Origin of the sequence: Sanguibacter antarcticus (assembly GCF_002564005.1) — a bacterium.
Taxonomy (GTDB): domain Bacteria; phylum Actinomycetota; class Actinomycetes; order Actinomycetales; family Cellulomonadaceae; genus Sanguibacter; species Sanguibacter antarcticus.
Genome location: NZ_PDJG01000001.1, coordinates 2469917 through 2493158 on the forward strand (window position 1 = coordinate 2469917; position 23242 = coordinate 2493158).

At 69.8% G+C, this 23242-nt stretch carries 23 protein-coding genes; 10 read left to right on the plus strand and 13 right to left on the minus strand.

All coding sequences use genetic code 11. The annotated features are described in order from the left end of the window. Positions 1 to 94: 94 nt before the first annotated feature. Entirely contained in the window at positions 95 to 862 is a 768-nt protein-coding gene (locus tag ATL42_RS11250; RefSeq protein WP_098455418.1) for a hypothetical protein, read from the plus strand. Positions 863 to 941: 79 nt separating this feature from the next. On the opposite strand, the gene ATL42_RS11255 is transcribed toward ATL42_RS11250, so the two are convergent. After that, the gene (locus ATL42_RS11255) at positions 942 to 1247 is read right to left on the minus strand and encodes a DUF1540 domain-containing protein (protein WP_098456524.1); all 306 of its coding nucleotides are present in this window, start codon (positions 1245 to 1247) and stop codon (positions 942 to 944) included. A gap of 217 nt (positions 1248 to 1464) precedes the next feature. Here ATL42_RS11255 and ATL42_RS11260 point away from each other — a divergent pair, with 217 nt between their 5' ends. Further along, a complete protein-coding gene (locus ATL42_RS11260; protein WP_098455419.1) occupies positions 1465 to 2217 on the plus strand; it encodes a phosphotransferase in 753 nt (250 codons plus the stop codon). Positions 2218 to 2232: 15 nt separating this feature from the next. On the opposite strand, the gene ATL42_RS11265 is transcribed toward ATL42_RS11260, so the two are convergent. From ATL42_RS11265 to ATL42_RS11285, 5 genes are all read right to left on the minus strand, one after another. Beyond that, positions 2233 to 2613: a heat shock protein transcriptional repressor HspR gene (locus ATL42_RS11265; RefSeq protein ID WP_098456525.1), complete on the minus strand. Its 381-nt coding sequence runs from the start codon at positions 2611 to 2613 to the stop codon at positions 2233 to 2235. A 107-nt stretch (positions 2614 to 2720) separates the two neighbouring features. Beyond that, positions 2721 to 3734 carry a DnaJ C-terminal domain-containing protein gene (locus ATL42_RS11270; RefSeq protein WP_098455420.1) on the minus strand — a complete coding sequence of 338 codons (1014 nt, stop codon included), beginning with the start codon at positions 3732 to 3734 and terminating at the stop codon, positions 2721 to 2723. A gap of 145 nt (positions 3735 to 3879) precedes the next feature. Then, positions 3880 to 4440 carry a nucleotide exchange factor GrpE gene (locus ATL42_RS11275; RefSeq protein WP_098455421.1) on the minus strand — a complete coding sequence of 187 codons (561 nt, stop codon included), beginning with the start codon at positions 4438 to 4440 and terminating at the stop codon, positions 3880 to 3882. Further along, positions 4437 to 6296: a molecular chaperone DnaK gene (gene dnaK / locus ATL42_RS11280; RefSeq protein WP_098455422.1), complete on the minus strand. Its 1860-nt coding sequence runs from the start codon at positions 6294 to 6296 to the stop codon at positions 4437 to 4439. The genes ATL42_RS11275 and dnaK overlap by 4 nt, the downstream gene beginning before the upstream one ends. Before the next feature lie 651 nt (positions 6297 to 6947). Further along, positions 6948 to 7325, minus strand: coding sequence for a hypothetical protein (locus ATL42_RS11285; RefSeq protein WP_098455423.1), 378 nt, complete (start codon positions 7323 to 7325; stop codon positions 6948 to 6950). Between the two features lie 164 nt (positions 7326 to 7489). Here ATL42_RS11285 and ATL42_RS11290 point away from each other — a divergent pair, with 164 nt between their 5' ends. Beyond that, positions 7490 to 9571 carry a heavy metal translocating P-type ATPase gene (locus ATL42_RS11290; RefSeq protein WP_211281804.1) on the plus strand — a complete coding sequence of 694 codons (2082 nt, stop codon included), beginning with the start codon at positions 7490 to 7492 and terminating at the stop codon, positions 9569 to 9571. A gap of 71 nt (positions 9572 to 9642) precedes the next feature. Here ATL42_RS11290 and tehA read toward each other — a convergent pair whose 3' ends face one another. Next, positions 9643 to 10656, minus strand: coding sequence for a dicarboxylate transporter/tellurite-resistance protein TehA (tehA, locus tag ATL42_RS11295; RefSeq protein ID WP_098455425.1), 1014 nt, complete (start codon positions 10654 to 10656; stop codon positions 9643 to 9645). A 209-nt stretch (positions 10657 to 10865) separates the two neighbouring features. Between tehA and ATL42_RS11300 the strand changes: the two genes are divergently transcribed. The 3 genes from ATL42_RS11300 to ATL42_RS11310 all read left to right on the plus strand — a co-directional run bounded on the left by ATL42_RS11300 (position 10866) and on the right by ATL42_RS11310 (position 13270). Next, positions 10866 to 11267 (plus strand): GNAT family N-acetyltransferase, encoded by a 402-nt coding sequence (locus tag ATL42_RS11300; protein ID WP_098455426.1) that lies wholly within the window; start codon positions 10866 to 10868, stop codon positions 11265 to 11267. 58 nt (positions 11268 to 11325) lie between these two features. Beyond that, positions 11326 to 11856 carry a DinB family protein gene (locus ATL42_RS11305; protein ID WP_098455427.1) on the plus strand — a complete coding sequence of 177 codons (531 nt, stop codon included), beginning with the start codon at positions 11326 to 11328 and terminating at the stop codon, positions 11854 to 11856. A gap of 454 nt (positions 11857 to 12310) precedes the next feature. Continuing rightward, a complete protein-coding gene (locus ATL42_RS11310; RefSeq protein WP_143556748.1) occupies positions 12311 to 13270 on the plus strand; it encodes a hypothetical protein in 960 nt (319 codons plus the stop codon). Positions 13271 to 13618: 348 nt separating this feature from the next. Here ATL42_RS11310 and ATL42_RS11315 read toward each other — a convergent pair whose 3' ends face one another. Both ATL42_RS11315 and ATL42_RS11320 read right to left on the minus strand, forming a co-directional pair. Then, a complete protein-coding gene (locus ATL42_RS11315; protein ID WP_098455429.1) occupies positions 13619 to 14488 on the minus strand; it encodes an NAD-dependent epimerase/dehydratase family protein in 870 nt (289 codons plus the stop codon). Between the two features lie 324 nt (positions 14489 to 14812). Next, positions 14813 to 15244 carry an organic hydroperoxide resistance protein gene (locus tag ATL42_RS11320; protein ID WP_098455430.1) on the minus strand — a complete coding sequence of 144 codons (432 nt, stop codon included), beginning with the start codon at positions 15242 to 15244 and terminating at the stop codon, positions 14813 to 14815. Positions 15245 to 15330: 86 nt separating this feature from the next. On the opposite strand from ATL42_RS11320, the gene ATL42_RS11325 reads away from it, so the two are divergent. Next, a complete protein-coding gene (locus ATL42_RS11325) occupies positions 15331 to 15870 on the plus strand; it encodes a MarR family winged helix-turn-helix transcriptional regulator (protein WP_098455431.1) in 540 nt (179 codons plus the stop codon). Positions 15871 to 16094: 224 nt separating this feature from the next. Next, positions 16095 to 16931, plus strand: a complete 837-nt coding sequence (locus tag ATL42_RS11330; RefSeq protein ID WP_143556749.1) for a hypothetical protein — start codon at positions 16095 to 16097, stop codon at positions 16929 to 16931. Between the two features lie 133 nt (positions 16932 to 17064). On the opposite strand, the gene ATL42_RS11335 is transcribed toward ATL42_RS11330, so the two are convergent. From ATL42_RS11335 to ATL42_RS11345, 3 genes are read right to left on the minus strand one after another with little or no spacing between them, the layout of a single operon-like run. Beyond that, entirely contained in the window at positions 17065 to 17943 is an 879-nt protein-coding gene (locus ATL42_RS11335; protein WP_098455433.1) for a PP2C family protein-serine/threonine phosphatase, read from the minus strand. Next, on the minus strand, positions 17940 to 19124 hold the full coding sequence (locus ATL42_RS11340; protein ID WP_098455434.1) for an RDD family protein: 1185 nt from the start codon (positions 19122 to 19124) through the stop codon (positions 17940 to 17942). The genes ATL42_RS11335 and ATL42_RS11340 overlap by 4 nt, the downstream gene beginning before the upstream one ends. A gap of 35 nt (positions 19125 to 19159) precedes the next feature. After that, on the minus strand, positions 19160 to 20239 hold the full coding sequence (locus ATL42_RS11345) for a methylenetetrahydrofolate reductase C-terminal domain-containing protein (RefSeq protein ID WP_098455435.1): 1080 nt from the start codon (positions 20237 to 20239) through the stop codon (positions 19160 to 19162). Positions 20240 to 20298: 59 nt separating this feature from the next. On the opposite strand from ATL42_RS11345, the gene ATL42_RS11350 reads away from it, so the two are divergent. Then, positions 20299 to 20955, plus strand: coding sequence for a cyclodeaminase/cyclohydrolase family protein (locus ATL42_RS11350; RefSeq protein ID WP_098455436.1), 657 nt, complete (start codon positions 20299 to 20301; stop codon positions 20953 to 20955). Here the strand turns inward: ATL42_RS11350 and ATL42_RS11355 are convergent. Further along, positions 20844 to 22433 (minus strand): amidohydrolase family protein, encoded by a 1590-nt coding sequence (locus ATL42_RS11355; RefSeq protein ID WP_098455437.1) that lies wholly within the window; start codon positions 22431 to 22433, stop codon positions 20844 to 20846. The genes ATL42_RS11350 and ATL42_RS11355 overlap by 112 nt on opposite strands. A gap of 232 nt (positions 22434 to 22665) precedes the next feature. Here ATL42_RS11355 and ATL42_RS11360 point away from each other — a divergent pair, with 232 nt between their 5' ends. Then, the gene (locus tag ATL42_RS11360) at positions 22666 to 23238 is read left to right on the plus strand and encodes a flavin reductase family protein (RefSeq protein WP_169925402.1); all 573 of its coding nucleotides are present in this window, start codon (positions 22666 to 22668) and stop codon (positions 23236 to 23238) included. Positions 23239 to 23242 lie beyond the last annotated feature (4 nt).

Genomic DNA, 23242 nt, shown 5'->3' on the forward strand with positions numbered 1-23242 from the left:
CGTTATCACTCAGGATAAGGGGCGATGGGCGAAAGTAAGAAAGTCCTCACGCAAAAACGCGTCATGATCGACCTCACGAGAACTCTCACAGAGTGTGGAGATCCTCGTTCAGGGCGCTGTGCCGCCCACTGGCGCGCTGCGCGAGCAGTGGCGTGAGGCGAGCCTCCAGACTGCCTGGCTCCACGAGGACGACTGGTACCACCCCGCGGTCGACGCGGTCGTCGAGGCCCTCGCTGACGGGACCCCGACGCTCCGTGCGTGCGAGCGGCTCGGTCTCGCACGTGCCTCCAGCGGGTGCGGGATCGGCGAGACCATCGACGACCTCATGTGCCTGCTCGGCTCAGCATCAGCCTCGGACGTCGGTGCTGCGCTGCGCGCGCTCTGCAGCGGGTGGGCGGACGGACAGGTTCCGCCACCCAGCGTCGACGGCTGCACGGATCCCGAGACGGGGTTGCGTACGGCCGACTATCTCGTAGCTCGCGTCGCGGAGCTGTATGGCTCGACAGGTGATCTCCCGGCCGACCCTGGCACGTCCCACGCGCTCATCGTCGTCGACGTCAGCCTGGACCGCGTCTCACCGTGGGAACGGATGGCTCGCTCGGCAAGCATGGGACGCACGCTCGTCGACGCGTTCGGTCCGAGCCACCCGATGGCTCCTCTCGGCGGTGGCGTCTTCGTGGTCCTCGTCGAGCGCGACGGCACTGTGCTCACGACGCTCGACGAGGTCCGGCTCCTCATCGAGCAGGACTCCGCCGACCTCGGGGTGTCGACGATCGTCCGCCGGCCACCCCGCCTCTGGATCGAGCACCTGCCCTCGACCTCGCGAGCGGCCGTGCACCTGCTCCAGAGGCTCGCCCGCTGACGAGCACGATCAGCAGGTCGCCGCGGATCGGGCGCACCCGGACAGCGAGACCCGCGCCACGGGGCAGTCTCGGCCTGCGTCAGCGCGGGGTGTAGGTGAGGCAGTCCGCGAGCTCGTCCATCGAGGAGCCTGCTCCGATGCGGATCGAGTCCGCATGACACTCGAGCGACTCGTTGTGCGCACATTCTCCGCGCTGGCACGCGCCGACCTGCGCGACGACCTTGTCGAGCCCGCCCTTGACCGACAACGGAATGAAGGTGGCGCACTCTGCTGCGGAGCCGTGCCCACCGACCGTGACGGCGCCAGCATGGCACCCGTCGTGGTTGTATCCGCAGGTGGAGGCGGTGCAGTCGACGACGTGCGGGAGATCGAGGAGCGAGCTCATCATTCCTCCAGGGAATGTGTCACGGGAGGTGCGCGACGGTTCCGTGCCCACCTTTGGGTCGTTCCCACGATAAACCTGCCCAGCATTCTTGTATAGACAGGAAAGGCTCACCACAAAAGACCTGCGAGCACGAAACAACGAGGCCTGCAAAGAGATTTCGACGGACAGGGCGCGGGTATCCGCTGCACGACGTGCGACCAGGCACTACGGTCGAGGCATGGACGCTGATGCCCGCCCTCGGACGGGGTACGACACCACCACGACAACCCCCGACGAGAGGCTGCCGGTCCTTGACGACTGTCACCTGCTGACGAGCGGTCGCACGTCGAACGTGTACCTGCTCAACGACACCCAGGTGGTGCGCCGCCTCCACGATCCGGACGCCTCGTTCGACAACGTCGAGCTCATCCGGTACCTCGACACCGAGGACTTCCCCACCGCCCGGCTCGTCCAGGCGCAAGGCCCTGACCTGGTCTTGGAGCGCCTGCACGGCCCGACGCTCCTCCAGTCGCTCGACGTCCAGGACGTGAGCATCTCCGAGGGCGTGCGCATCTTGCTCGACCTCCACGAGGCGCTGCACGGGATCACGGCGCCTCCGCCGGGAGTGGCTGCCCGCGTCATCGGTCAGGGAGAGTGCATCGTCCACCTCGACCTGCACCCGGCCAACGTCCTCATGACGGACGAGGGTCCGTTCCTCATCGACTGGGAGGCCGCCGGGCTCGGGCCGGCAGGGCTCGACCTGGCCACGACCGCGCTCGTCTTCGCGGAGATCGTCGCCGACGAGGACGAGTATGCCCGGCCGGCTCTGGCGCTCCTGCGGGCGTTCACGACTCTCACCGGACCGGCGTTCTCTGACCACATCGCGGACGCGGCCACGCACCGGGCATCGAGCAGGACGGCAGACCCGGAAGAGGTCGAGCTCATCCCCCGAGCGCAGGCGATCGTCGAGCGGGAGCTCGCGCGGCACTGAGCAGCGCGGTGGCCGTCACGGACGCCACAGGACGACTGCTGCGCGCTCGTCGCCCTGCTCGCCAGAGACCTCCCGCCGCCCCCAGCCACGACGCCGGGACCACGGGCCTCGCCGCACGGCGACGACGTCCCCTGACGCTGCTGCGGTGAAGACTCTGGACCCCGGGTCCACCGCTGCGGTGAGGTGCTCGACCTTGTGCTCGAGGCGTCGTACCTGCGCTTCGAGGTCGAGGATGCGTTTGATCCCGGCCAGGTTGATGCCCTCGTCCTGGCTGAGCGCCTGGACCTCGATGAGCTGCAGCACGTCTCGCCGGGAGTACCGCCGGCCTCTGCCTGCGGTCCGTCCCGGCGAGACGATGCCGAGCCTGTCGTACTGACGGAGCGTCTGCGGGTGCATGCCCGCGAGCTCTGCGGCGCGGGAGATCGGGAAGACAGGCTCGTCGTCGCGAGACCCGCCGGCTGCTCCGGGCTCCAGGTCGTCGAACACGATCTCCACGCGCACGGCTACTCCTTCGCTCGGGCGCTCAGGTCGGCACGGACGTTCTCCCCGCTCGTCGCCTCAGCGAACGCCTCGACCGCAGCACGGGCCTCGTCGGAGAGCCGCTGCGGCACGACGACCTGGATGGTGACGAGAAGGTCGCCGGTCTCTTTGGCCGTCTTGACGCCGTGGCCCTTGACGCGCATGACCCGGCCGGAGGGGGTTCCTTCCGGGACGCGCACCTTGACGACCGTGCCGCTGAGCGTGGGAACCTCGAGCTGGCTGCCGAGCGCCGCCTCCGCGAACGTGACGGGCACGGCGACGCGCAGGTTGTGGCCGTCGATGGTGAAGACCGGGTGCGGTGTGACGGCGACGGTGATGACGAGGTCACCAGCCGGACCGCCTCCGGCGCCAGGGCGTCCCTTGCCCCGCAGCCGGATCTTCTGTCCGTCACGGACTCCGGCGGGGATCCGTGCGGTCACGGACCGCCCGTCGACGCCGAGCGTGACGGTGCATCCCTCGACCGCGTCGCGGAACGGGAGCGTCGTGGTCGCAGCGATGTCCTGTCCGGCCTGCGCGCGCGTGTTGGGGCGGAACCCCGTCTGCCCACCGCGGCCGCCCGCCGAGCTGCCGAACATGCTGCTGAGCACGTCCTCGAAGCCGTCAGGCATGCCGCCCTGGCTCGTGGAACGGGTGCGGCCGCCGGTGCCGGCTCCGCCGAACATGCCGCCGAAGAGGTCTTCGAAGCCGCCGGCGCTCCGACCGCTCGCGCCGCCGGGTCCTGCCGCGAAGCGTGCACCGCCGCCGGCCATCGCACGGATCGCGTCGTACTGCTGGCGCTGTTCCGTGTCGGAGAGCACCGAGTAGGCCTCGCCGATCTCTTTGAACTTGCTCTCGGCTGCGGCGTTCCCGGCGTTCTGGTCCGGGTGGTACTTGCGCGCGAGCTTGCGGTACGCCTTCTTGAGCGCTGCGTCGTCTGCGTCTTTCGAGACGCCCAACGCGGCATAGAAGTCCTTCTCGATCCAGTCTTGACCGGTCATGGCGCCTCCTTCCGTTCGATGTTCTGCACGCTCTGCTTCCTCTGCCTCGGAGAGTACCGACTACGGGCACCGCACCCGCACGCCAGGCCGGTCAGGGCCTGTCGGCGAGCGGGGTGCCCGTGGTCGGTCGTGCTCGGTGCTGCTGTCAGGCCTCGGGGCCGACGACGGCGACGCGCGCCGCGCGGACCACGCGGTCACCGATGCGGTAGCCGACCTCGACCACGTGCTGGACGGTCGTCGACTCTGCCTCGGCGGACGTCTGGTGCATGAGCGCCTCGTGCTTGGCGGGGTCGAACTCTTCCCCCACCTCGCCGTACGTCTCGACGCCGAAGCGTGAGAGCGCACCGGTGAGCTTCTCCGAGATGGCTTCGAACGGCCCGGTGAGGTCGCCTGCCTGACGAGCGCGGTACACGTCGTCGAGCACGGGGAGCAGGCTGACGAGGACGTCCTCGACGCCGCGGGCACGTGCTGCCTCCTGCTCGCGCTTGGCGCGCTTGGAGAAGTTCACGTACTCGGCGTTGAGGCGCTGGAGGTCGTTGAGACGGTCGGCAGACTCGGCCTGGGCCTTGTCGAGCTCGGTCATCTCCACGACGGGCTCCGACGCTTCTGCGACGGGCTCGTCCACGTCGAACGCCTCCTTCGAGGGTTCGAAGTCGAGTCCTTCGAGCGGGTCGCCGCTCTGGTTCTCGTCGTTGGGCGTCGTCACTTGGTGTCTTCCTCGTCGTCCACGATCTCGGCGTCGACGACGTCCTCGTCAGAGGCCGACGGCTTGCCGGCGTCACCCTCGGGTGCGCCCTCGGCTGCTGCTGACTCCTGGGCGTAGAGGGCCTCGCCGATCTTCTGGGCGACCGTGTTGAGGTTCTCCTGCTTGGCCTTGATCTCCGTGATGTCCGTGCCCTCGAGCGCGGTCTTCACCTCGTCGACGGCTGCCTGGACCTCGGTGCGGATCTCCTCGGAGAGCTTCTCCTCGTTGTCCTTGAGGAGCTTCTCGGTCGAGTAGGCGAAGGACTCGGCCTGGTTGCGGGTCTCGGCCTCTTCACGACGCACCTTGTCCTCGGCTGCGTGCTCTTCGGCCTCGCGGACCATGCGGTCGATGTCTTCCTTCGGCAGCGCGGAGCCACCGGTGATCGTCATCGACTGCTCCTTGCCGGTGCCGCGGTCCTTGGCGCCGACGTGGACGATGCCGTTGGCGTCGATGTCGAAGGTGACCTCGACCTGCGGCACGCCGCGCGGCGCGGGTGCGATGCCGGTGAGCTCGAACGTGCCGAGCGCCTTGTTGTCGCGGGCGAACTCGCGCTCGCCCTGGAACACCTGGATGAGCACGGACGGCTGGTTGTCGTCAGCGGTGGAGAAGATCTCGCTGCGCTTGGTGGGGATGGCCGTGTTGCGCTCGATGAGCTTGGTCATCACTCCGCCCTTGGTCTCGATGCCGAGGGACAGCGGCGTGACGTCGATGAGGAGGACGTCCTTGCGCTCTCCACGGATGACACCGGCCTGGAGGGCTGCGCCGACGGCGACGACCTCGTCCGGGTTCACGGACTTGTTGGGCTCCTTGCCGCCGGTGAGCTCCTTGACGGCCTCGGTCACGGCGGGCATGCGGGTGGATCCACCGACGAGCACGATGTGGTCGATGTCGCCAACCGAGATGCCCGCGTCACGGATGACGGAGTGGAACGGTGCCTTCGTCCGGTCGAGGAGGTCCTGCGTCATCTGCTGGAACTGCGCGCGGGTGAGCTTGGAGTCCAGGTGGATGGGGCCGTTCTCGCTCATGGAGAGGTACTGCATCGAGATGTTGGTGCTGGTGGCCGAGGAGAGCTCCTTCTTGGCCTGCTCAGCAGCCTCGCGCAGACGCTGGAGGGCGATCTTGTCCTTCGACAGGTCGACTCCGGAGGAGTTCTTGACCTCCTTGATGAGGTGCTCGACGATCCGGTTGTCCCAGTCGTCGCCGCCGAGGCGGTTGTCACCGGAGGTGGAGCGGACCTGGATGGTCGAGAAGTCGTCCTCGTCCTTGCCCACCTCGAGGAGGGAGACGTCGAACGTTCCGCCACCGAGGTCGAAGACGAGGATGAGCTCGTCTTCCTTGCCCTTGTCGAGGCCGTAGGCGAGCGCGGCGGCGGTGGGCTCGTTGACGATGCGCAGGACGTTGAGGCCGGCGATCTGGCCGGCGTCCTTCGTGGCCTGGCGCTCGGCGTCGTTGAAGTAGGCGGGGACGGTGATGACCGCGTCGGTGACGGGCTCGCCCAGGTACTCCTCGGCGTCGCGCTTGAGCTTGCCGAGCACGCGGGCGCTGATCTCCTGCGCGGTGTAGTTCTTGTCGTCGATCGCGACGGACCAGTCGGTGCCCATGTGGCGCTTGACCGAGCTGATGGTGCGGTCGACGTTGGTCACGGCCTGGCGCTTGGCGATCTCGCCGACGAGCACGTCGCCCGTCTTGGAGAAGGCCACGACGGAGGGCGTAGTGCGGGCGCCTTCGGCGTTCGCGATGACGGTGGGTTCTCCACCTTCGAGGACGGAGACCACGGAGTTGGTGGTACCCAGGTCGATTCCGACTGCACGAGCCATGTGTGGAGCCTTTCAGTGCGAACGGGACCAGGATGCTGCGAGACGTTCGATGCGCGTCCTGGTTGAGTCTCTTGCGCTCAAGTCTGCGCCTTCGTTCTCGCGGGTGCAAGTTCGAGGGACAAACTTGAGTCTGTCAGGCTCAACCTTGGAGGGCGGGGTTGTATTCCAGGGGATGGAGAACGGGGCGTCAGGGCGTCGGGGCGGCGGCACGGAGCGCTCGGGAACGGTGGCGACGGTCGGGGCGCGACAGGTCGCACAGGGGATGCCTGCGAGGCTCCCCGGTCCGGTGCCAGCCAGAAGCGCTGCCCCGGACGCTTTTGGTCCGCGGCCATAGGCCGACGTGTACTTTTTGGCGCGTCCTCGAGCTCTCGTGGTCGTAGACCGCGAACTTCGGCCCGCCAGGCGTACGGATCGCCGCTCAACCGCTGCTCATCGAGGGCTCTGACGGTCCTGCGAAGCGGTCACGCTTCCCCAACTTCATTCTGCGTGGCCGCCGACTGACGAGTCCGCGTGGTTGACGTGAAGGCGCCATCCTCCCTGACGAAGCCTGATGTCGTCGCGGCCCTCGACTGAACTCGAGGAGTGATCGACGGTCGGGGCTAGGAGTACGAGATCTGGACAGGCGATGGCTGCCAGACCGTCCCGGTCCCCTCAGTCGATTCGAGGGGCGGAGCACGCCGGACGGTCAGCACTCTCTGCCCTCGAGCACAGGTCCCGCAGCACCTCTTGCGGGTCGGTGCCGTCCGGGATCGCGCCCGGCACTTCGCCTGCGCCTGCGAGCCACTCGTCTGGTGACCCGCAGTAGCGCAACGACCGACTCTCGGTGTCGGCGAGCACGATGTTGGCAACACCTTGGCGAGCTGAGGCCATCTCAGAGAACGCCGCCTGGCAGATGCTCATGTGCCCAACGGCGGGCTCCGCGCCAGCACCCGGATCGCACGCCCTCAGCGCGGCCACGACCCCGACAACGACGACGAGCACACCGAGACGGGCTGGCCACCGACGCGCACCCTCGATCGCTCGCACCACGACCTGACCTCCTCAAGCGCTGGGACCAGTCACGTATGCAGGGGCGCCCGTACGGAGACCCGCCCCGCCGACCGGCGAAGCATCAGCTCCGAACTGCCTCCACACCCCGTCCAAGATAACGTGCGCAAGAGGCCGTTCTCGAGTTCTGTCCGCGGGGAGTCACCATGAATGCCATGCAGGAGCATCATCACGGCCCCTCGACGGAGCCGGGTCCGAAGCTAGATCCGAGCCGTCCGCGAGACCCGGATCACGACCTCGGGCATGCGGGTGGGATGCACCACGACCACGGCGATCACGTGGGACAGTTCCGGCGGTTGTTCTGGCTGATGCTCGTGCTGGCACTGCCGACGGCCTACTTCAGCGAGATGTTCGCGTCGATCCTCGGCTACTCCCTACCCGAGGTGGGGGCGGTGGCTGTGATCTCCCCGGTACTCGGAACGGTGATCTACGCGTGGGGAGGGCGTCCCTTCCTCGCGGGCGCCGTCTCCGAGCTCAAACAACGCTCCCCCGGGATGATGCTGCTGATCGCGATGGCGATCACGGTGGCCTTCGTCTCGTCCTGGGGCGCCAGCCTGGGAGTTCTCTCCCACGAGCTCGACTTCTGGTGGGAGCTGGCTCTCCTGGTCGTCATCATGCTCCTCGGCCACTGGATCGAGATGCGTTCGCTCGCCCAGACCTCGTCCGCGCTGGACTCTCTCGCGGCGCTGCTCCCGGACACTGCCGAACGCATCGACGGCGACCAGGTCACTCAGGTCAGCCCGGCCGACCTGCAGGTCGGCGACGTGGTCATGGTCCGGCCCGGAGGACGCGTCCCGGCCGACGGGCACGTCGTCGACGGCACGGCGGACGTCGACGAGTCCATGATCACCGGAGAGTCCCGACCCGTGCAGCGCTCCTCCGGCGATCGCGTCGTAGCCGGAACAGTGTCCACCGATTCCGCCCTCCGCATCGAGATCTCGGCAGTCGGGGAGAACACCGCCCTGGCCGGGATCCAGCTGCTCGTCAGCGAAGCCCAGTCGTCGTCCACCCGTGCCCAGCGCCTGGCCGACAAGGCCGCCGGATGGCTGTTCTGGTTCGCGCTCGTCTCGGCCGCCTTGACTGTCGCGGCCTGGCTGGTCTTCGGCAGCCCCGAGAGCGCGCTGATCCGTGCGATCACCGTGCTGGTGATCGCCTGCCCGCACGCCGTCGGCCTGGCGATCCCGCTGGTCGTCTCGATCTCCACCGAACGTGCCGCTGCTGCGGGCATCTTGATCAAGGACCGGATGGCCCTGGAGCAGATGCGGACCGTGAGCACGGTGATCTTCGACAAGACGGGCACCCTGACGAGAGGCACCCCGGGCCTGCGGAAGGTCCTCGCCACCGACGATCACAGCGAGCAGATCGTGCTCGCCTGGTCGGCCGCAGTCGAGCGCGACAGCGAACATCCCTTGGCACGAGCGATCGTCTCAGCAGCAGACGATCGAGGCGTCACCGTTCCCAGCGCGACAGACTTCCAGGCGTCCACAGCGGTCGGGGTCACCGCAACGGTCGAGGGCCACACCGTCAGCGTCGGCGGCCCCAGCATGCTCCGCGCGCACGACCAAGAGCCCCTGGCCGGGAGCCAGGCCTGGTCAGCCCAGGGGTCCATCGTTCTTCACGTCCTGATCGACAATGAGGTCGCGGGAGCGTTCGAGCTCGTCGACGAGGTTCGCCCCGAGTCGCGCGAGGCCGTCGACGCGCTGCAGGCTCGAGGGATCCAGGTCGTGATGATCACCGGCGACGCTGAGCCCGTCGCTCGTTCGGTCGCCGACGAGCTCCACATCGAGCAGGTGTTCGCCGGTGTCAAGCCCGAGAACAAGAGCGGCCACGTCCAAGAGCTCCAGCACGGCGGCCGGCTCGTCGCGATGGTCGGCGACGGTGTCAACGATGCCCCGGCCTTGGCACAGGCCGACGTCGGGATCGCGATCGGAGCGGGAACCGACGTGGCGATCGCCTCCGCCGGAGTGATCCTGGCGAGCGACGACCCGCGGTCCGTGCTCTCCGTGATCGACCTGTCTCAGGCGTCGTACCGGAAGATGAAGCAGAACCTCTGGTGGGCCGCCGGATACAACCTCGTGTCCGTGCCGCTGGCGGCAGGGGTGCTCGCCCCGATCGGGTTCGTCATGCCGATGGCGGTCGGTGCGCTGCTGATGTCGCTGTCGACCGTGGTCGTCGCGCTCAATGCCCAGCTGCTGCGCCGTCTCGACCTTCGCGTGGACGCGCGCTAGGCCAGCAGGCGGGCTTCAGCGCTGACCTGCCGACACCCGACACCGGACACGGAGACGCCAGAACGAGCCGGTTACCGTGACGTCGTCGCGGACGGCACCGGCGGTACCGGCTCGGGCCCGCCAGAGGACGCTGGTCGCGCAGCAGGCACCAGACGACCGCGGACCACGAGGACCACTGTCCCGACGATGAGCGCGACCAGCAGCGCCGTGGCGATCACCACGACCGCGATCGCCACGATCCGGACGTCGGTGTCTGGTCGGGAGTACAGGAACCGCAGCCCGGTGTTGGACATCGCTGCGAGACCGAAAGAGAAGGCCCAGAGCCCAGGCGTGAAGCCCGCAGCGAGGATCCAGCGCCACAGACGCAGCATGAGCACCAGCTGCAGCACCCCGTAGCCGAAGAGCCCGAGCGCGAGGGTGTCGAACCGCCCACCGTTGACCGCCAGGTAGGCATAGCAGGCGACGAAGGCTGGAGCGAGCTGCACGCCGATCACGCCGCGCGCAGCCGGGGGCGTCTCCGGCCCGGTGCGCAACCGGTGCGTGATGAGCGGTTCGAGCGTCAGCCACGAGATCACGCCGGCTCCGAGAAACAGGTACCCGAGCTTCTCGTGCCCTGCCGCACCGAGCCCGATGGCGCTGATGAAGTTGGCTGCGACGAACGGGAGGTAGAGCCCTGGGGTCGTGGCGTCGAGCGGCTGGGTACCGGCCCACAGCGGCGCGCAGCGGACAGCCACGAAGGCGAGCTGCCCAGCGATACCGAGCCACAGGAGCACGGCCGCAACGACGGGGACGTACGGGTGCAGCCCGACAGAGACCAAGACGCCGCCCGCGGGCAGGAGGCTGATGAACGAGAAGGTCGCCGGGTCACGCCACTCCGCTGCGACGCCGTCTCGCGCGGTCAGGAAGCGGTAGACATAGACGGCCACCAGCGCGAACCACACCCCGCACCCGGCGAGCACGCCGACCTCGCCCACCCAGTGCGGGACGAGCCCGATGCTCGCGCCGTACCGCCACGTGCTCCCGAGCCCGAAGACGCCGAGGACCATGCCGAAGAAGCTCGCCGGGACACGCTGGAGGGTGCGCACGAGCTCACCTCCTACAGGTCTGGCGAACGGTCGACGGTTCACACCCGACCATAATGACGACGAGTGCACGAGATGTGGGTCGTTCGTCCGGCGGCAGGTGCCATCCGGCCGGCGGCCTCGTCAATGGTCGGCAGTGGTTGTCAGCGGTCGGCAGCGGTCGTCCCGACAGACGGGACCAATACGACCCGACACCGGGAGAGGATCGAGCCATGGACCCCGCGATCGAGCTGCACATCAGAGACGACCTGGACGACGCTGACCTCGAAGCCCTGCACGCCGCCGCGTTCGGGCACCCGGTCACCTCGACCCCGTGGCGACGACGCCTCGCAGACCACAGCATCACCTGGATCGCCGCGCGCACCGATGGCCGACTCGTGGGGTTCGTCAACGTCATCGGCGACGGCGGCGCCCATGCCGTCCTCCTCGACACGTGCGTCGCGCCAGATATGCGCGGGCGCGGACTGGGGCGAGCGCTCGTCGCGGCCGCGATCGAGGAAGCGCGGCGTGCAGGCTGCCAGTGGGTGCACGCCGACTATGAGCCCCACCTGGTCGGTTTCTACGAGGGCGCGTGCGGCCTGCGACACAGCGAGGCCGGGCTCGTCCGGCTCTGATAGCGGGCAGGGAGCTCGTCCCCGCCCGCCCCGACCGCTTCCATCTAGGCTCACCGTCATGATCGAGACGCCCGCAGACGCCACGCAGGACCTCCGAAGCCACCCGCCCTTCATGGCAGGCGACCGGGAGAGCCTCGAGAGCTGGCTCGAGCTGTACCGGACGACCCTGCCGCTCAAGATCGACGGCCTCACGCCGGAGCAGCTGAGCGCACGGTCCGTCCCGCCGTCGACGTTGTCGCTCCTCGGGATCGTCCGACACCTCACGGGTGTCGAGCAGTACTGGTTCACCGTCGTCGTCGGCGGGAACGAGACCCCGCCCATCTACTGCGAAGACGATGACGACGGCGACTTCGACGACGCCCGTGCAGAGACCGCGAGCGCGGACGTGGCCCGCTACGGTGCCGAGCTGAACACCGCGCGAGAGCGCGCGGGCGAGGTGGTGGACCTCGACGCGGCCCTGCCGGGTCGGCGGCGCGGGAGCGAGGTCAACCTGCGGTGGGTCTATGTCCACATGATCGAGGAGTATGCCCGTCATCTCGGGCATGCTGACCTGCTCCGCGAGGCGGTCGACGGGGTGACGGGCTACTAGTCCCCCCGTGGGGAGATATGCCATTTATCGTACATGTCACACCATGTCGGCAAATGCGATCTACTTCACATACCGTCGGTCGGTGACTGTGCTCACCGAGATTCTGAGGGCAAGAGTGCGGGCAAAACCTGCCCCGCAACCCTCTTTCACCTGCGACACACCCCGCCTCTTCAGCTGCAACACACCCTGGCTCCTGTCTCCTGCCTCCTGCCTCCTGCCTCCTGCCTCCTGCCTGAGCGTCGCCCGCCACAGCGTCACGCCGCTGAGTTCGGTACTTTGTGCCGAGGTCGGCATGTGCGTATGCCGACCTCGACGCGCGGTGCCGAACTGGCGAGTCTCGCCGGGACAGTGCACAGGGCGACTCGCTGGTGCACAGGCCCTCAGGAGCCCTGCCTGTCCACAGGTCAGCGCCCCGGACGCAATGCGCCAGGCGCCTGTCGCACACCATCTGCTCATGCCTCGACGCCCCGGCCCTCTGTCTCCGACGCAGCTCAGCACCGCACCGCTGCCCGCCGTGCATCTCGCGCGGGACTTCACCGCCGCCCACGTCCGATCGTGCGCTCGGGACGGGACCTGGATCCGCGTCCGCCCCGGCGCCTACCTGTCCACGACTGAACATCCCGCCAGCACCCGCGACCGTGACGTCGCCCTGTCGCGCATGATCGCTCTCGCCCGCCAGTCGACGGTGCCGCTGACGTTCAGCCACATCTCCGCCGCGCTCCTGTGGGGTCTGCCGATGGTCCCTGGGCACGAGCACACTCACGTCGTCCAGGGGTCGCGGCCCGGCACACGAGGCGACCGCGGCGTCGTCCGCCACCGGACCACCCTGCACGACGAGCACCGGACCCGGCACAACGGACTCATCGTCACGACGCTCGAACGCACTGTCGTCGACTGCCTCCGGATGCTGCCCCCGCTGAGCGGGCTCATCATCGCGGACGCCGCGCTGCACGTCGGCGCCGACCGCACGGTGTGCTCGCAGATGCTCGAACAGCTCGCGGGCTCGAGGGGGATCATCAAGGCCCGCGAGGTCCTCGCGCTCGCAGACGAGGGTGCCGAGTCACCAGGCGAGACGACCGTGCGCTTCGCGGCGCTCCGGATGGGGCTGCCCGTCCCCGAGACGCAGATCAAGGTCGTCACCAGCTCGTCGACGTACTGGGCAGACCTCGGGTGGCGCGGGTGGCGACTGCTCGTCGAGTACGACGGTCGGCAGAAATACGCAGACGCGGCGACGGACGTCCTCCTCCACGAGCGCCGACGCCAAGAGTCCGTCGAGGATGCAGGCTGGCACGTGGTGCGTGTCATGAAGGAGGACCTCCGGACACCAGGCCTCCTGCGTCGCCGGCTCCTGCGCCACGTCCCGACGACCGCGCACGCCCACCTCTCTCGACGCCCGGTCCTCAACAGCCGCTGACGTCGCCAGGACCCGGCGACCGATGACCCCGGGACGTCCCTCGATCCGAACCGGTCATCACGTTCGACACTCCCGACAGGCACCAGCGCTCCCGGACGAAGTCGGCACGCCCGGCTGAGGTCCGCACGCGCGGCTGAGGTCCGCACGCTCAGCCGAGGTCCGCACGCTCAGCCGAAGTCGGCACGCTCAGCCGAAGTCGGCACGCTCGCCCGAGGTCGGCACATGAGACGGCCGACATCGGCTGAGAGTGCCGAACTCACGGGCCACGCCTGAGGCACGCGGCTGTCGCACCAGCCCTTTGGGATTCAGCAGTGAGTCAGCCGCTGACGCAGACCTCGCCCCTGCGTCTCAGGCTCGGGTCGTGATCCGCCAGCTGTGCTCCGGCTCGAACCCGAGGAGACGACGCGCCTTGTCGATGCCCAGCAGCGTGCTGTGCTCACCGACGTCGCCACGGAACTCGACGTCAGGGAACTCTGCTGCGAGCAGCTCGGCGTTCGACCGGCTCATGACCGTGTCAGCGTTGGCGATGATGAAGACCTCGACACCCGTGAGCTCGACCTCCAGCGCGCGGCGGACCGCCTGCGCGCCGTCGCGCGCGTCGATGTAGCCCCACAGGTTCCACCGGCGCTTCGCCGAGTCCGTGTCGTATGACGCGAACGCACGGTAGTCGCCCGGCTCCATGACGTTCGAGAAGCGCAGCCCGATGAGGGTCCGCGACGGGTCCCACCGGCTGAACTGCCGAGCCATCTCCTCCTCGAGCGTCTTCGCGAGGGAGTACGACGACTCAGGGCGCGGGTGGTACTCCTCGTCGACAGGGACGTAGGGCGGCGGCGTGTCGAACGGCAGGCCGAGGACCGTCTCGCTCGACGCCCACACGACGCGGCGGATGCTCGCCACCCGCGCTGCCTCGAACACGTTGTACGTGCTCGTGATGTTGTTCGCGAACGTCACGGCGTTGGGCGCGAGCCCCGGCGCCGGGATCGCACCGAGGTGCACGACCGCGTCGACAGGGCCGCTCGTGCGGTCGTCGATCGCCAAGAGCGCACCGAGGACCTGACCGTAGTCGGTGAGATCTACACATGTGAAGAGCTCGACGAGCTCGGTCGGCGCGACACGGTCGAGGTTCACCACGTCGTACCCGTGCTCGACGAGGTCCCGCACGACGGCTCGTCCTAGCTTTCCGCTGCCACCAGTCACTGCAACTCGAGTCACGACCATCTCCTCCGCACCAGACCCAGCAGACCGAGAGAGGCCTGCAGCCCCACCATCGCACCGACGGGCTGACCTTGCCCGTCCCCACGCTCCCGATGCTGCCGCTGCCCCGCCACGTCTCGCGGCGCCCCCCATGCCCACCACTGAGGTCGACAGCTTGAGTCCACTTCGGCACCCTGTGCTGCCGAACTGAACTCAAACTGACGACCTCAGCGATCACGGTGGCGGCGGCTGGGCCGGGGCCGGGGCCGTGTGGCGGCTGAGCCGGGGCCAGGGCCGGGCGGCGGCCGGGTCAGGGCATAGCGGCTGGGTCGGGGCCCTGCTGCCGGGTCAGTCCTCGTCGGTGACGACGCGGAGGGTGACCGGGACGTTGCCGCGGGTGGCGCGGGAGTACGGGCAGACCTGGTCGGCGGCCTCGAGGAGCGCCTGGACGGTGGCCGTGTCGAGGCCTGGGACCTGGGCCTCGATGGTGACCTGGAAGTCGAAGCCCGCAGCCACGCCGCCGACGACGTCGACGCTCAGGCTCACGGCCGAGTCGGTCATGTCGACCTTCTGCTGGCGTGCGATCGCTTTCATGGCATTGTGGAAGCACGCAGCCCAGCCGGACGCGAAGAGCTGCTCAGGGTTGGTGCCTGGGCCACCGTCGCCGCCCATCTCGGACGGGACCGAGAGGTCGAGCTGGAGACGGTCGTCGCTCGTGACGACCTTGCCGCTGCGGCCGCCCCACGACGTAGCCTGCGCTGTGTAGATGGTGCTGCTCATGGTGTCTTCTCTCCTCGTACGGACGGGCTGCCACACTTGCTTCGTATTTGAAACATATTCGCGTCTGTCACAACCTGGAGGTGCCAATGCCTATTCCCGGCTCGTCGTTCGAGCGTCGGCCTGCCCCTCAGCGCGTCGCATCCCCCGAGGAGATGCGCGCGTGGGTAGCCCTCCTCGAGACCACGGCGATCGTCCAGCACGCCGCCGATCGCCGCCTGCGCGACGAGATCGGCCTGCCCACGACCCAGTTCGAGATCCTCGCCCGCATCGTCGAAGGCCCTGACGACGGGCTGCGGATGACGGAGATCGCCGACCGCCTGGTCATCTCGCCCAGCGGGCTGACCTATCAGGTGACGCAGCTCGTCGAGCGCGGGCTCGCCGAGCGCGGCGCGCAGGCGACCGACGAGCGGGTCGTGCTCGTCCGCATCACCGACGCTGGTCGCGCGCTCGTCGCGCAAGGCATCCCGGAATACGTGGACGTCGTCACGACGATGCTCCTCGACCACCTCACGGCCGACGACCTCACGACGCTCACCGACATCCTCGAGGGCGTCCGCGCGCAGCTCCGCAGCGCGCCGCGACGACCTCGCCGAGGCGGAACGCCTCCCGACGCGCGCCAGCGGTGACAGCACGACGCGCCGTCACAGCGTCATGCTGTCACGCCGTCACGCCATCACCGCGTCACCGCGTCACGGCATCACGGCATCACGGCGTCACGGCGTCAGATCACGACCGACACACCTTCGTGACCGGACAAGACACCACATACCAGACTCTGCGAGGAACGTCACCCCCTCTCGGGACCGATCGACCTATCCCCCACCCGTGAACGGCTGACAGAATCGCGCGGATGTCACTATCGATCCTGGCCGCGATGGCCGCTGCAGCCGGGTACGGCGGAGGGTCCGTCGTGCAAGCGATGGCTTCCTCGAAGTCCGCCGGTCTCAAGGTGCTGCGCGAGCCCGCCTACGCGGTCGGGACGTCCATCACTCTCGTCGCGTGGGCCTTCTCGCTCGTCGCGCTGCGGTACCTGCCGCTCCTCACGGTCCAGACGATCCTCTCCTCGTCGCTGGTCGTCACCGTCCTGCTCGACCGGGTCGTCTTCGGGACCCGCCTGCGCACGATCGACAAGTGGGCGGCGCTCGCCGTCACCGGCGCGCTCGCCATCCTCGCCCTGAGCACCGGCGTCCAGTCCGACGTCGCGACCCCCACGTGGTTCGGGTTCGCGATGCTCGCTCTCCTCCTCGGCCTGCTCGCCGCGACGGTCCTCACGTACCGCCGCGCGAGCGCGACCGTGCAGGCGCTCCTCAGCGGTCTCGCGTCGGCGGGGCTCGCGATGTGCGCCCGCGCTGCGCACGGCGGGACGTGGCTCGACTTCTTCCTCACCCCGACCGCGTGGCTCACGGTGGGCTTCGCGATCCTCAGCAGCGTGACGTTCTCCCGGGCGGTCGAGAACGGGACGGTCGGCCCTGCACGAGCGCTCGTCAACGTCACGCAGGTGCTGCTCCCCGGCCTCGTCGGCGTGTGGGTGCTGCACGACGGCGTCCGCAGCGGCTGGGAGATCGCGTGCATCGCCGCCGTCGCCGTCTCGCTCGCGGCGTCGTTCGTGCTCTCCACGCGCCCGCCCGCCGCAGCCCGCACGACGAGCGAGAGCACCGCCCCCGCGACCGTACAGACCAGCGCCTAGTCTCAGCCCGACCCCCGCTCGACCAGCACCCGACCTGCGCCTCGACCCGATCGGGACAACCGCCCGATCGAGACGACCGCCTGATCACGACGACCGCCCGATCAGGGCGCAGCCGGGTCACAGCCCAGCCAGGTCAGCCGCGCGCGACCGTCGGGATGGTGTCCTCGATGTCGCTGTGATCGTCGGCGCCGTGCTCACCGGTGCCGCCGTCCGCGCCGGTCGCGTCCGCGCTCTGCTCGTCTGCGCTGCGCGCGAGAGCCACGACGTCCACGACGACGACCGTGATGTTGTCCCGCGCCTCTTCCGCGAGCGCCGCGTCGACGAGAGCGCCGGCCGCGGCCTGCGGGTCGTCGTGCGCCGCGAGGATGTCGTGGATGTGCTCGTCGGAGATCTCGCCGGTCAGTCCGTCGGAGCAGGCGAGGAACCGGTCTCCGGGGCGCGCGGGGACGGACCAGACGTCGGGCTCGGAGTCGGCTGTCGGGCTGATGGCGCGGGTGATGACGTTGCGGGACGGATGGGTGCGGGCGTCTTCAGGTGTGAGCGACCCGGCGTCGACGAGCTCTTGGACGGTCGAGTGGTCTTTGCTCAGCTGTTCGAGGTGGCCGTCGCTGAGCCGGTAGGTGCGCGAGTCGCCGATGTTCACGACGACGAGCGCGGGCTCGTCGCCCACGGTGCTCATCGCGACGCCCGTGAGCGTCGACCCGCCGGACATGCTGGTGGGCTCGAAGAACTCGACGACGGCGCGTCGTGCGCCGAGGACGGCGGAGCGGACGTCCTCTTCTGTGACCGCCGTCTGCTTGACGTAGGGCGAGAAGGCGTCGAGGACGATCGAGGAGGCGATGTCGCCGGCGTCGTGCCCGCCCATGCCGTCTGCGACGAGGAAGAACGGCGGCGTCGCGAGCAGCGAGTCTTCGTTGACCCTGCGCACGGCGCCGCGGTCGGTCGCAGCGCCCCACCGGGCGATGAACGGTGAGCGTCCGGCGGGGATGCCTGCGCCGGCGCCGCGCGTCATCGTCGTCCTCGCAGGAGGGTCTGCCCTGCGTCGTCGAGCTCATCCTGGGGGGTCGTGACCCGGGCAACCGTAAACCAGTGCTCTCCGACCGTGACGACGGAGCCGTAGAGCGCGAGGACGGGGCTGCCCGCGTCGAGCGTGGTCGTGTCTCCGTGGGGGTCGATGATGGTGGAGCCGTTGGTGGACCAGAGGTCGGTGACCCGCACGCCGTCGTCCTCGACGACGAGCTCGAGGTGGGTCTTGGAGACGGTGCGGGTCCCGTCGGTCATCGCGAGGAGCGTGCCTTCGGCGCCGTCGGCGAGGCGCGGCTTGCGACCGACGAGCGCTCGGCCCTTGACGTCCGCGACGGTCCCGCAGTCGAACGTGAGGTGTGCGACGACGAGCGGGTCGAACCTCTCGCCGCGCGTCGTGATGTCGACGGTCACGTCGGTCTGGTCGAGCGCGTCCAGGTCGTCCAGGTCGTCGGGGTCGTCCGACGCGTCGGGCGCCGGCGGCGGCACCGGCGCAGGCGTCAGCGGCGCGGGAGCGGCGCCGTCCGGGTGGAGCGGTGCGCCGTCCATCGTGACAAGGGTCGGGACGGGGGCCAGACGGTCCGGTGCGTGGCCGGCTGCGGTTGCTGTCGGCGCTGTCGACGGGGCCCTCTTCGCGAGCCAGGGCTGGACGTGGTCGGTGGCAGGGTCACGACCAGCGACGACGTCGAGCAGCGCGACGTCCGTCGCCGAGTCGTACCAGGTGCGCCGGTCGCCAGGACGGTCCCGCAGGACCTGGACGGCAGCGAGGACCCAGCCGACGAGGAGGACCGACCCCAGCCCGGCGAGGACGAACCGCAGCCAGGTCCCACCGGTCCCGGGGGCGCCGGCTGTCCGGGCGTCGACGAGCCGCAGGCCCATCGCGGCCTTGCCCGGCGAGCGGCCGGTCCTGGCGAAGGAGACACCGACAGCGACGAGGCCGACGAGCGTGAGGGCCCCGAGGACACCACCGACGACGACGAGCGGGGCCGTCTCCTGCACGAGCCCGACGGCTGTGCAGGCGCCGGCCGCTCCGGCCGGCACGGAGAGGACGACCGTGTCGAGCGCCGCGGCCCCGGCGCGCCGTCCTGGCGCGGCCGGTACGCACCCGCCGAGCGCCGAGAGAGACGGCACAGGCGAGACGCGCCGCGGAGGCGGTGGCGCGAACGACATGACGGCGGCTCCTTCGACGACCAGGTGAGGGAACTCTACCTAGTGCGCGGCGCCAGCGGCTCTCCCGCGCCGAGCGCGCGTCCGATCGATGCGAGCGCGTGAGCGAACGCGACCTCGGTGCCAGGCTCCGGTCCCCCTGCTGGTAGGACGCCGACGACCCCGTCGATCGCGAGCAGCTGCTCGGACAGGTCGATCGCTGCGGCGACCCCCGCCTGGTACGCGTCGGGCGCCGCGAGGATGCCCTCGACGTACCCGGGAGGCAGGACTGCTGCGGCGAAGGACTCGAGCAGCTCGGCCCCGGCGCGGTCGATGACCACCGGGACGCCCGGGACGAAGCCGATCGTCACCCCCGCCTCTCGCGAGCGGTCGATGAACCGGCGCACGTCGTCGACGTCCCCGCAGTACTGCAGGAAGCACAGCTCGCCGCCGGCGGCGACCTTCTGTGCCAGACGCGCTGGTCGCAGGTCGACGGGCGGCGCCGCAGGCGACTCCGCCACGGAGGTGGCCAGGCCCCAGCGCCGAGCGAGGGCGACGAGCTCGGTGGACTCCATGTCGAAGACCGGGCGCGCGTCCGGGCGTGTCCCGGTGAGCGTGTGGTCGCCGGTCACGCAGTGCACCCCCGCGACGCCCACGTCGGCGAGAGCCGCCACCTCGCCCTCGAGCGCGACGCGGTTCCGGTCCCGGCAGCTGAGCCCCATCCACGCGCGCAGCCCGGCTTCCTGGATGACGTGCGCACGGTAGGCGGGCGGGAGCTGCACCCGGGCGCGGCCCGAGTCGCCGGCGAGCACCGCGTCGACGGTCCCGTGCAGGATCTCGGCGCACTGGCGGATCGAGTCCGCGTCGAGCGCCCGTGCTGGCAGGCCGGAGATGACGACCGGTCGCGCTCGCACGAGCTCCGCGAGCTCCACCGCCGCCGGAGAAGGTGCGTGCAGCACCCCGCCGGCGGCGACCGGGACGTCGCCCGGCCACAGCGCGACCGGGTCGTCGACGAACGTGCAGCGCACCGGGGAGACCTCGCACGCGCCGTCCGCGCCGACGCCACCGCACGGCCCGAACATCATGTCCTTCGGGCACGCGCTGCGCGGGTCCGCCTGGACGAGCGGGAGCCGGGTCATGACTGTGCCTCGCGGCGGCGCCCTGCGGGCCGGTCAGGTCGCTCTCGTAGGCTTCCGTCATGACGAGCACCGGTGCGCAGACGATCTCCCGCTGGCTGGACGAGCTCGGTGCGGCCACGCCCGCACCGGGTGGTGGTGCCGCCGGCGGCATCATGGCGGCGCTCGGGGCCGCGCTGGTTGGGATGGTCTCCGGGTACAGCACCGGTGACGCGGGCGGGTTCGAGCCGTCTGCCGAGCTCGTCGCCCGGATGAGCGACGTCCGGGCGACCGCGCACGCTCTCGTCGCGCAGGCGATCACCGCCGCGGACGACGACGCCCGCGCGTCGACGGGATTCGCTGCCGCGTTCCGGCTCCCGGCGCACAGCTCCGCGGAGGTCCGCGAGCGCGACGCCGCGATCGACGCTGCGACGCTCGCGGCCGCGCACGCGTCTGTCCAGGTCGGAGAGGTGGCGGTCGCGGTGCTCGACCTGCTGGAGGGCCTTGTCGCTGACGGGAACCCGATCGTCCTCGCGGACGTCGGTGTCGGGGCGGCTGCCGTCGGCGGGGCGCTGCGCTCGGCGACCGTCACGACGGAGGTGAACCTCGCTGCGGCCGCCGGAGCGGGTCACGGCGCCTCGCTCAGCGCTGCGGTCGCCTCGCTCGACGCAGCGACGGGGCGGGCAGACGCTCTGGTCGGCGCGGTCCGGGCAGCGATCACGTCGTCGTCCGGCACGTAGTCGATCGCGAGACCGGCCGCCCGTGCGCGGTGGACGATGCGGGCGTGGAGCTCGGCGCTCGCGTCGTCGGCCAGCGAGGTCGTCGCGACGCCCTGCGTGCTCACGAGCTCGCCTCCGATGTACACCTGCTGGAGGTTGCGCAGCCCGCACGCCATGACGTAGGTCGCGAACACGTCCCAGACCGGACCGGTGTCCGGGTGGCGCGGGTCGACGAGGAGGAAGTCGGCGTGCTTGCCGACCTCGAGGCTGCCGACCCGGTCCTCGACCCCGAGGACCTCTGCTGAGCCGAGCGTGTGCATCCGGAGCACCTCGCGCGGCGTCATGATCCCCGCGTCGGAGTGCTTCGCGCGCATCGTGTACATCCCGATCCGCATGTTCTGGAACGGGTCGGAGACGTCCGTGCACGACTGGTCGTCGAGGCCCATGCCGATCCGCATGCCGGCGTCGCGGAAGCGCGCGACGTCCGCGATGCCCGAGCCGAGGCGCCCGTTGGAGGTCGGCTGCCAGACCATCGCGCAGCCTGCAGCGACCGCGCGCTCGATCATCGTGTCGGTCGGGTGCACGAAGTGTCCGAAGAGGAACCGCGCCCCCAGCGCGCCTGCTTCCTCGTACCACTCGAACTTCGACTGCTGGAACTCGATGCCCTCGGCGGTCTCGACGAAGTGCGCCTGGTTAGACACGCCGAGGTTGCGCATCACCTGCGCCTCGAGCTCGGCGGACCGCCGGTGGCTCGACCACTGGACGGCGCCCATGATCGACTCGCCGAGGTGCTGGGCGGCAGGGGTCCGGTCGGCGCTCGCCGCCACCATCTCGGCGAACGTATCGAGGGTCTCGGTCTCGGTGAAGGCCTCGTCGTCCAGGCGGAAGCTGTTGACGACCCGGATGCCGGAGTCGGCGGTGCCGTCGAACTGGCGTGTGACGTGGTCGGTGCCGTGGATGCGGGCCGGGTGGTTGTAGCCCGTCTCGGGCTCGTAGAGCCACGAGACGCGGGAGTGCGTGAAGTTGTAGGCGGAGGTGATGCCGTTGTTCACGAAGTCGAGGCTGCCGTGGAGCGTGTACCAGTACATGTCGTCGGCGCTGGCGTCGAGGAGGGCCTCGCCGTTGGCGCGGACCCACGGGTAGAGGGTCTGCGAGTGGGCGACGCCGCGCAGGCCCGAGGTGTAGATGTGGCTGTGGGCGGAGACGAACCCGGGGGCGACCATCGCGCCGCGGGCGTCGAGCACCTCGCCGTGCATCGTGTGCTCTGCGCCCGAGGTGGGGTCGTCGCACGAGGGCGGGCAGGTGGCCGGGGGCGGCGATCCTGGGCCGATCCCGCTGATGAGGCCGTCGTCGCCGACGGTCATCCAGCCGAGGTACCAGTCGGGGTGCGTGGTGCTGCTCGGTCCGGCCGGGTCTGCCAGGGGCAGGAGGAGAGCGTTGATGACGGTGAGGCGGGTGGGACGTGCCGGGTGGGTGGCAGTCGTCGTGGGGTGAGGCATGACAGCTCCTGGTGCGCCGGTCGCGGCTGAGGTCGCTTCCTGGAGGCACGTAGGGGTACTCACGCGGCCGGCTGCCTCGGACACTACGGTGGCCGGGCTGCCGGACGGTGCCGTCTTACACGCTGTGTGCCCAAGGTTTACGCGCACGAAACGTGGCGCGAAACAAATGCCGCCTAGCGTCAATGTTGATGGCATCAACATCCGCGCCATCCGGGATTCGAGGAGGCTCACCGTGACGACACTCGTCGGACGCACGATGACCACGCCGATGGCACCGGCAACTACCTCAGAGCCACTCACCGACGTCCACCTGACCTTCCGAGAGGCCATGTCTAGCCTCGCGGGCGGCGTCTGCGTCATCACCACCGACGACCGCGGCACCCCCACCGGCCTCACCGTCACCACCGGGTTCAGCGTGAGCCTGGACCCACCCCTCTTCGGGATCTGCGTCGACAACGCCTCCCGCACGCTGCCCGCGCTCCTCGAGCGCGGCGCGTTCGTCGCGAACATCATGGCCGGGAGCGCCGCGCACGTGGCATCGAGCTTCGCGAGCAAGAGCGAAGACAAGTTCTCGCCCACGAGCGGCCCGATCACCCGAGGCACCACGGGCGACGGGCTCCCGTGGCTCCCCGACGACTGCCTGCGCGCCGTCGAGTGCACCATCAGCCAGGTGGTCGCCGCCGGAGACCACACGATCATCATCGGGGCGGTCCACGAGGTCCACGTCCCCGACCAGGACGCGACCCACGGCCTCGGCTACCTCGAGCGCACCTTCCACACCCTCCCCCGCGCGACCGTGCGCTGACCCA

What these genes read in the sequence shown, in the direction of transcription:
- ATL42_RS11340 (WP_098455434.1), bottom strand. Translation starts at nt 19,124, where the DNA reads ATGTCGTTCGCGCCACCGCCTCCGCGGCGCGTCTCGCCTGTGCCGTCT.
- ATL42_RS11345 (WP_098455435.1), bottom strand. Translation starts at nt 20,239, where the DNA reads ATGACCCGGCTCCCGCTCGTCCAGGCGGACCCGCGCAGCGCGTGCCCG.
- ATL42_RS11325 (WP_098455431.1), top strand. Translation starts at nt 15,331, where the DNA reads ATGCCTATTCCCGGCTCGTCGTTCGAGCGTCGGCCTGCCCCTCAGCGC.
- ATL42_RS11305 (WP_098455427.1), top strand. Translation starts at nt 11,326, where the DNA reads ATGATCGAGACGCCCGCAGACGCCACGCAGGACCTCCGAAGCCACCCG.
- ATL42_RS11335 (WP_098455433.1), bottom strand. Translation starts at nt 17,943, where the DNA reads ATGACGCGCGGCGCCGGCGCAGGCATCCCCGCCGGACGCTCACCGTTC.
- ATL42_RS11355 (WP_098455437.1), bottom strand. Translation starts at nt 22,433, where the DNA reads ATGCCTCACCCCACGACGACTGCCACCCACCCGGCACGTCCCACCCGC.
- ATL42_RS11350 (WP_098455436.1), top strand. Translation starts at nt 20,299, where the DNA reads ATGACGAGCACCGGTGCGCAGACGATCTCCCGCTGGCTGGACGAGCTC.
- ATL42_RS11315 (WP_098455429.1), bottom strand. Translation starts at nt 14,488, where the DNA reads ATGGTCGTGACTCGAGTTGCAGTGACTGGTGGCAGCGGAAAGCTAGGA.
- ATL42_RS11300 (WP_098455426.1), top strand. Translation starts at nt 10,866, where the DNA reads ATGGACCCCGCGATCGAGCTGCACATCAGAGACGACCTGGACGACGCT.
- ATL42_RS11260 (WP_098455419.1), top strand. Translation starts at nt 1,465, where the DNA reads ATGGACGCTGATGCCCGCCCTCGGACGGGGTACGACACCACCACGACA.
- ATL42_RS11270 (WP_098455420.1), bottom strand. Translation starts at nt 3,734, where the DNA reads ATGACCGGTCAAGACTGGATCGAGAAGGACTTCTATGCCGCGTTGGGC.
- ATL42_RS11290 (WP_211281804.1), top strand. Translation starts at nt 7,490, where the DNA reads ATGAATGCCATGCAGGAGCATCATCACGGCCCCTCGACGGAGCCGGGT.
- ATL42_RS11265 (WP_098456525.1), bottom strand. Translation starts at nt 2,613, where the DNA reads ATGCACCCGCAGACGCTCCGTCAGTACGACAGGCTCGGCATCGTCTCG.
- ATL42_RS11255 (WP_098456524.1), bottom strand. Translation starts at nt 1,247, where the DNA reads ATGAGCTCGCTCCTCGATCTCCCGCACGTCGTCGACTGCACCGCCTCC.
- ATL42_RS11330 (WP_143556749.1), top strand. Translation starts at nt 16,095, where the DNA reads ATGTCACTATCGATCCTGGCCGCGATGGCCGCTGCAGCCGGGTACGGC.
- ATL42_RS11320 (WP_098455430.1), bottom strand. Translation starts at nt 15,244, where the DNA reads ATGAGCAGCACCATCTACACAGCGCAGGCTACGTCGTGGGGCGGCCGC.
- dnaK (WP_098455422.1), bottom strand. Translation starts at nt 6,296, where the DNA reads ATGGCTCGTGCAGTCGGAATCGACCTGGGTACCACCAACTCCGTGGTC.
- ATL42_RS11310 (WP_143556748.1), top strand. Translation starts at nt 12,311, where the DNA reads ATGCCTCGACGCCCCGGCCCTCTGTCTCCGACGCAGCTCAGCACCGCA.